Annotated in this window: 1 protein-coding gene; it reads left to right on the top strand. The window is 60.5% G+C overall.

Going from position 1 to position 1,107, the window contains the following annotated elements; genetic code table 11:
- Positions 1-32: 32 nt before the first annotated feature.
- On the top strand, positions 33-1,107 hold a 1,075-nt coding region (locus B9Z45_RS16655), incomplete at its 3' end, for a hypothetical protein (RefSeq protein ID WP_199221939.1).

The raw sequence follows: 1,107 nt of genomic DNA, 5'->3' as shown, positions 1-1,107 counted from the left end.
TGGCATCAGACGGCACGACTGCGCTTGCAAGCTTGACGTCGAGTATTCAAGACAGCAATTGGCGCTACCAGAGTTTTACGTTTGTGGCCACGGGCACCAGCACAACGATCAAGTTCGACAATAGCGTTGATCCGGCTCTCAACGACCTGTTCCTGGACAACGTGGTGGTCACAAAAGGCACCAGCTACCTTTTAGACAACACAGCGCCCCTCGTCACCGCACCCACCAGCCTCACCCTGTTTGAAGACCAAGTCGGCAACTTGCTGTTCACCAGCACAGCCTTCAGCGATGCGGCCACCAGCCTGACCGTGACGCTCACGGTCACCGAGGGCACCCTCTCGGCCACGGGCGATGCCAATGTCACGGTCGGGGGCAGCGCCTTGTCGCGCACCTTCACGGGCAGCCCGGCAGCCCTGAACACTTTCTTCAGCACTGCAGGCAAGATCACCTACCAAGGCGCGGCCAATGCGTCGGGCAACAAGACGCTGAGCATCTCGGTGGTGGACACGGCAGGCAACACCAGCAGCGCAAGCACCATCTTGGCGCTGACCGCCGTCAACGACGCGCCCAGCGGCGCAGACGCCACCATCACGGTGCTTGAAGACGGCAGCAAGACCTTTGCGGCCAGCGACTTTGGCTTTAGCGACACGCTTGACAGCAACACCCTGAGCGCGGTGATCATCAGCACCTTGCCCACCACTGGCACGCTCAAGCTCAATGGCGTGGATGTCACGTTCAACCAAAGCATTGCAGCGGCAAGCATTGGCAACTTGGTCTACGCGCCAGCGGCCAATGCCAACGGCAGTGCTTACGCCACAATCGGCTTTAAAGTGCAGGACAACGGCGGCACGTCCAACAGCGGGGCAGACACCAGCATCGCCAAAACCCTGACCCTCAACGTCACCGCCGTCAACGAAGCGCCCACGGTCACGCTCGCCAAGGACATACTGGTCAACACCGCCACCATCGGTCATCAATTGGCACCCAAAAGCGCGGCGCTGGTCAGTGGCGGCGTTGATGCCGGTCATGTGCAGGTTTGGGCGAGTCAGCAACAAGGCTCCGAACGCTGGTATGTGTTCGGCCAGCGCTACGACGCCAATGGTTTGC

Source organism: Limnohabitans sp. 2KL-17 (assembly GCF_003063415.1).
In the GTDB taxonomy this organism is placed as follows: Bacteria; Pseudomonadota; Gammaproteobacteria; order Burkholderiales; family Burkholderiaceae_C; genus Limnohabitans_A.
Note: the sequence above shows the minus strand (reverse complement) of the source record. Positions and strands in the feature narration are given on the sequence as shown.